The organism is Pseudomonas sp. SDO5522_S412, from assembly GCF_054071215.1.
This window is the reverse complement of sequence record NZ_JBSVWQ010000305.1, coordinates 1-5,841: the sequence shown is the minus strand read 5'-3', so window position 1 is coordinate 5,841 and position 5,841 is coordinate 1. Positions and strand designations below refer to the sequence as shown.

Genomic DNA, 5,841 nt, shown 5'->3' with positions numbered 1-5,841 from the left:
GTATCAGTCTATATTTTCGGTGACTGACACTCCCCATTCGCGAGCAAGCCCGCTCCCACATTTGTTTTGTGTCGTTCGTTAGCCGAGGTTGATGCCGTTAGCCGGTAGCGGCAGCGCGGTTTTGTAGCGCACTTGCTTGAGGGCAAAGCTGGAGCGGATGTTGGCGACACCCGGGACTTTGGTCAGGAAGTCCATCATGAAACGCTCCAGGGACTGGATGGTGGGCACCAGCACCCGAATCAGATAATCGGGGTCGCCGGCCATCAGGTAGCACTCCATCACTTCGGGGCGATCCGAAATCGCCCCTTCGAATTGCTGCAATGCCAATTCGTTCTGCTTTTCCAGGCTGACGTGGATGAACACATTGACGTGCAGCCCCAGCAGGTCGGCGTCCAGCAGCGTCACCTGGTCGCGAATCAGCCCCAGTTCTTCCATGGCCTTGACCCGGTTGAAACACGGCGTGGGCGACAGGTTGACCGAACGGGCCAGGTCGGCGTTGGTGATGCGAGCGTTCTCCTGAAGGGCGTTCAGAATGCCGATATCGATACGGTCCAGTTTGCGCATGAGACAAAACCACCTGTTTATTATGTTTATGCAGTTTTTTTATCCCCAAATGATCTCCAACGCAATGAAACAGAGATAAATATTCTCCTGAGCCGAGCCTATGATTGTTGTAGGACAAGATTTCTTCTACCCGAAGAAGGACTGTCAGCTACCGCGCCCACTACAAGAAATTCACAAGATAGAGCGTAGAAAGCCATGACTCAGCAGTACGAACCACTGCGCCTGCACGTTCCCGAACCCTCGGGCCGCCCAGGCTGCAAGACCGACTTTACCTACCTGCGCCTGACTGACGCTGGCCTGGTGCGCAAACCCCCAATCGACGTAGAACCCGCCGACACCGCCGACCTGGCCAAGGGCCTGATTCGCGTGCTCGACGATCAAGGCCAGGCCCTCGGCCCATGGGCTGAAGGCGTGTCGGTGGAGATTCTGCGCAAGGGCATGCGCGCCATGCTCAAGACGCGGATCTTCGACAACCGCATGGTGGTCGCCCAGCGTCAGAAGAAGATGTCGTTCTACATGCAGAGCCTCGGCGAAGAAGCCATCGGCAGCGCCCAGGCCCTGGCCTTGAACATCGACGACATGTGCTTCCCCACCTACCGCCAGCAAAGCATCCTGATGGCCCGGGAAGTGCCGCTGGTAGACCTGATCTGCCAACTGCTGTCCAACGAGCGCGACCCGCTCAAGGGCCGCCAGTTGCCGATCATGTACTCGGTAAAAGATGCCGGCTTCTTCACGATTTCCGGCAACCTGGCCACCCAATTCGTACAAGGCGTGGGCTGGGGCATGGCCTCGGCCATCAAGGGCGATACCAAGATTGCCTCGGCCTGGATCGGCGACGGCGCCACCGCTGAGTCCGACTTCCACACCGCCCTCACCTTCGCCCACGTGTACCGGGCGCCGGTCATCCTTAACGTAGTGAACAACCAATGGGCGATCTCCACCTTCCAGGCCATCGCCGGCGGTGAAGCCACGACCTTTGCCGGACGCGGCGTGGGTTGCGGCATCGCCTCCCTGCGGGTGGACGGCAACGACTTTGTCGCGGTGTACGCCGCCTCCGCCTGGGCCGCCGAACGTGCCCGCCGTAACCTGGGGCCGACCCTGATCGAGTGGGTGACCTACCGCGCCGGCCCACACTCCACCTCCGATGACCCGTCCAAATACCGTCCCGCCGACGACTGGAGCCACTTCCCGCTGGGCGACCCGATTGCCCGCCTCAAGCAGCACCTGATCAAGATTGGTCAGTGGTCCGAAGAGGAACACGCGGCGGTCAGTGCCGAACTTGAAGCCGAAGTGCTCAAGGCCCAGAAAGAAGCCGAACAGTACGGCACCCTGGCCGGTGGCCAGATTCCAAGCGCCGCGACCATGTTCGAAGACGTTTATAAAGAGATGCCGGAGCACTTGAAGCGCCAGCGTCAAGAGTTGGGGATCTGACATGAACGATCACAACAACAATATCGAGCTGGAAACCGCCATGACCACCACGACCATGACCATGATCCAGGCCTTGCGCTCGGCCATGGATGTGATGCTTGAGCGAGACGACAATGTGGTGGTGTTCGGCCAGGACGTCGGTTACTTCGGCGGCGTGTTCCGTTGCACCGAAGGCTTGCAGAACAAGTACGGCACCTCGCGGGTGTTCGACGCACCGATCTCCGAAAGCGGGATCGTCGGCGTGGCGGTCGGCATGGGCGCCTATGGCCTGCGGCCGGTGGCCGAGATTCAGTTCGCCGACTACGTGTACCCTGCCACCGACCAGATCATTTCCGAAGCGGCCCGCCTGCGTTACCGCTCGGCCGGCCAGTTCACGGCACCGCTGACCATGCGCATGCCCTGCGGCGGCGGCATCTACGGCGGCCAGACCCACAGCCAGAGTATTGAAGCGGTGTTCACCCAGGTCTGCGGCCTGCGCACGGTGATGCCGTCCAATCCGTACGACGCCAAGGGCCTGCTGATCGCCTCCATCGAAAACGATGACCCGGTGATCTTCCTCGAACCCAAGCGCCTGTATAACGGCCCGTTCGACGGCCACCACGACCGCCCGGTAACCCCGTGGTCGAAACACCCGCAAGCGCAGGTGCCGGACGGTTACTACACCGTGCCGCTGGATGTGGCCGCCATCGCCCGCCCGGGCAAGGACGTGACGATCCTCACCTACGGCACCACGGTGTATGTGTCGCAAGTCGCCGCCGAAGAAACCGGCATCGACGCCGAAGTCATCGACCTGCGCAGCCTGTGGCCGCTGGACCTGGAAACCATCGTCAATTCCGTGAAGAAAACCCGTCGCTGCGTGATCGTTCACGAAGCCACCCGTACCTGCGGGTTCGGCGCCGAGCTGGTGGCGCTGGTGCAGGAGCATTGCTTCCACTACCTGGAAGCGCCGATCGAGCGCGTCACCGGTTGGGATACCCCGTATCCCCACGCGCAAGAGTGGGCGTATTTCCCTGGCCCGACCCGAGTGGGCGCGGCTTTGCATCGGGTTATGGAGGTCTGAATGGGCACGCACGTTATCAAGATGCCGGACATTGGCGAAGGCATCGCAGAAGTTGAATTGTCGGTATGGCACGTCAAGGTCGGCGACCTGGTGGTAGAAGACCAGGTGCTGGCGGACGTGATGACCGACAAGGCCATGGTGGACATTCCGTCGCCGGTGCACGGCAAGGTGATTTCCCTCGGCGGCGAGCCGGGGGAAGTCATGGCGGTGGGCAGTGTTTTGATCAGTATCGAAGTGGAAGGCGCGGGCAATACCAGGGAGTCGGCGTTGTCGGCGGTGGTTGAAGAGGTCGCGCCGGCACCGGCTCCTGCACCGAAAGTCGAAGCCAGGGCCGCGCCGGTGGTTGAACCCAAGCCGGCAGCCAAACCTGCGGTGGCGGCTGCGCAAGCGCCCGTGGCCCGCGAGGCCGATGACCGCCCGCTGGCCTCCCCGGCCGTGCGCAAACATGCGCTGGATGCTGGCATCCAGCTACGACTGGTCCAGGGCTCCGGCCCGGCCGGCCGGATTCTGCATGAAGATCTGGACGCTTACTTGCTCCAGGGTCCGGCGAAAAATTCCGGGGCCTCCAACCCGTACGCCGAACGCAACGACGAGCAGCAAATCCCGGTAATCGGCATGCGCCGCAAGATCGCCCAGCGCATGCAGGACGCCACCCGGCGCGCCGCGCATTTCAGCTATGTGGAAGAGATCGACGTCACGGCCCTCGATGAGTTGCGCGTGCACCTCAACGAGAAACACGGCGCTACCCGCGGCAAGCTGACCCTGCTGCCGTTCCTGGTGCGGGCCATGGTCGTCGCATTGCGCGACTATCCGCAGATCAACGCGCGTTATGACGACGAAGCCCAGGTCATCACCCGCCTCGGCGCGGTGCATGTGGGTGTCGCCACCCAGAGCGATGTCGGCCTGATGGTGCCGGTGGTGCGTCACGCCGAAGCCCGCGACCTGTGGGGCACGGCGCAAGAAATCAATCGCTTGGCGAATGCGGCGCGCAATGGCAAGGCCAGTCGCGATGAGCTGTCGGGCTCGAGCATCACCCTGACCAGCCTCGGTGCGTTGGGCGGGATTGTCAGCACCCCGGTGCTGAACCTGCCGGAAGTGGCCATCGTCGGGGTCAACCGCATTGTCGAGCGGCCGATGGTGATCAAGGGCCAGATCGTGATCCGCAAGATGATGAACCTCTCCAGCTCCTTCGATCACCGGGTGGTCGATGGCATGGACGCGGCGCAATTCATCCAGGCCATCCGTGGCCTGCTCGAACAACCCGCCAGCCTGTTCCTGGAGTAACCCATGTCTCAAACATTGCACACCACGCTGCTGATCATCGGCGGTGGGCCTGGCGGTTACGTGGCAGCGATTCGCGCCGGCCAGCTGGGCATCCCGACCATCCTGGTGGAAGGCCAATCGCTGGGCGGCACCTGCCTGAACATCGGCTGCATTCCGTCCAAGGCGCTGATCCATGTCGCCGAACAGTTCCAGCAAACCGTGCACCACAGCCAGGGTTCGCCGTTGGGTATCGAAGTCGATGTGCCGACCCTGGACATCGGCAAAAGCGTTGAATGGAAAGACGGCATCGTCGACCGCCTGACCACCGGTGTTGCCGCGCTGCTGAAAAAACACAAGGTCCAGGTCATCCAGGGCTGGGCCAAGGTCGTGGACGGCAAGACCGTCGATGTCGGCGACCAGCGCATCCAGTGTGAACACCTGTTGCTGGCCACCGGCTCGAAAAGTGTCAACCTGCCGATGCTGCCGATTGGCGGGCCGATCATCTCCTCCACCGAAGCCCTGGCGCCGAAACGCATCCCGAAACGCTTGATCGTGGTGGGCGGCGGCTACATTGGCCTGGAATTGGGGATTGCCTATCGCAAGCTCGGTGCCGAGGTCAGCGTGGTTGAGGCCCAGGACCGGATTTTGCCGGCCTACGACGCCGAACTGACCCAACCGGTGGCCGAATCCCTGAAGCAACTGGGGGTGAAGGTGTTCCTCAAACACAGCGTCAGCGGTTTTGAGCACAACACCCTGCAAGTGCGTGACCCCAGCGGCGAGACGCTGTCGCTGGAAACCGACCAGGTGCTGGTTGCCGTTGGTCGCAAACCCAACACCCAGGGCTGGAACCTCGAAGCCTTGAACCTGGACATGAACGGCTCGGCGATCAAGATCGACAGCCGCTGCCAGACCAGCATGCGCAATGTGTGGGCCATCGGCGACCTCAGCGGTGAACCGATGCTCGCCCACCGGGCCATGGCCCAGGGCGAAATGGTCGCCGAACTGATCAGCGGTAAATCCCGCGAATTCAACCCGGCCGCGATCCCGGCGGTGTGCTTCACCGACCCGGAACTGGTAGTGGTCGGCAAGACCCCGGACGAAGCCAGGGCGGCCGGGCTGGACTGCATCGTGTCGAGCTTCCCGTTCGCCGCCAATGGTCGGGCCATGACCCTGGAGTCGAAAACCGGCTTCGTGCGGGTAGTGGCGCGCCGCGACAATCACCTGATCGTCGGCTGGCAGGCGGTAGGCGTTGGCGTCTCGGAACTGTCCACGGCCTTCGGCCTGAGCCTGGAAATGGGTTCACGCCTGGAAGACGTGGCGGGCACCATCCACGCCCACCCGACACTCGGCGAAGCGGTACAGGAAGCAGCCCTGCGGGCCCTGGGGCATGCATTGCATCTATAAAATGGCGAAGTTCAAATGTGGGAGCGGGCTTGCTCGCGAAAGCGGTGGATCAGCACCAAACGAATCTCACGACACACCACACTCGCGAGCCAACCCCCTCCCACCCAAGCCAAAAACGA

At 62.3% G+C, this 5,841-nt stretch carries 5 protein-coding genes; 4 read left to right on the top strand and 1 reads right to left on the bottom strand.

Features of this window, described 5'->3' with window-relative positions:
* Positions 1–78 precede the first annotated feature (78 nt).
* Entirely contained in the window at positions 79–564 is a 486-nt protein-coding gene (gene bkdR / locus ACW9I6_RS30205; RefSeq protein WP_003212855.1) for a Bkd operon transcriptional regulator BkdR, read from the bottom strand.
* A 195-nt stretch (positions 565–759) separates the two neighbouring features.
* On the opposite strand from bkdR, the gene ACW9I6_RS30200 reads away from it, so the two are divergent.
* Genes ACW9I6_RS30200 through lpdA form a run of 4 tightly spaced genes read left to right on the top strand, consistent with a single transcriptional unit; the run spans position 760 to position 5,722 of the window.
* Positions 760–1,995 (top strand): thiamine pyrophosphate-dependent enzyme, encoded by a 1,236-nt coding sequence (locus tag ACW9I6_RS30200; protein ID WP_457340157.1) that lies wholly within the window; start codon positions 760–762, stop codon positions 1,993–1,995.
* A 1-nt stretch (position 1,996) separates the two neighbouring features.
* On the top strand, positions 1,997–3,055 hold the full coding sequence (locus tag ACW9I6_RS30195; protein ID WP_003212859.1) for an alpha-ketoacid dehydrogenase subunit beta: 1,059 nt from the start codon (positions 1,997–1,999) through the stop codon (positions 3,053–3,055).
* The gene (locus ACW9I6_RS30190; RefSeq protein ID WP_102369558.1) at positions 3,056–4,339 is read left to right on the top strand and encodes a dihydrolipoamide acetyltransferase family protein; all 1,284 of its coding nucleotides are present in this window, start codon (positions 3,056–3,058) and stop codon (positions 4,337–4,339) included.
* Positions 4,340–4,342: 3 nt separating this feature from the next.
* The gene (lpdA, locus tag ACW9I6_RS30185) at positions 4,343–5,722 is read left to right on the top strand and encodes a dihydrolipoyl dehydrogenase (protein WP_177021068.1); all 1,380 of its coding nucleotides are present in this window, start codon (positions 4,343–4,345) and stop codon (positions 5,720–5,722) included.
* Positions 5,723–5,841 lie beyond the last annotated feature (119 nt).

Bases quoted from the DNA above. Each gene is read 5' to 3' on its own strand.
- bkdR (WP_003212855.1), bottom strand. From the start codon at position 564: ATGCGCAAACTGGACCGTATCGATATCGGCATTCTGAACGCCCTTCAG.
- ACW9I6_RS30200 (WP_457340157.1), top strand. From the start codon at position 760: ATGACTCAGCAGTACGAACCACTGCGCCTGCACGTTCCCGAACCCTCG.
- ACW9I6_RS30195 (WP_003212859.1), top strand. From the start codon at position 1,997: ATGAACGATCACAACAACAATATCGAGCTGGAAACCGCCATGACCACC.
- ACW9I6_RS30190 (WP_102369558.1), top strand. From the start codon at position 3,056: ATGGGCACGCACGTTATCAAGATGCCGGACATTGGCGAAGGCATCGCA.
- lpdA (WP_177021068.1), top strand. From the start codon at position 4,343: ATGTCTCAAACATTGCACACCACGCTGCTGATCATCGGCGGTGGGCCT.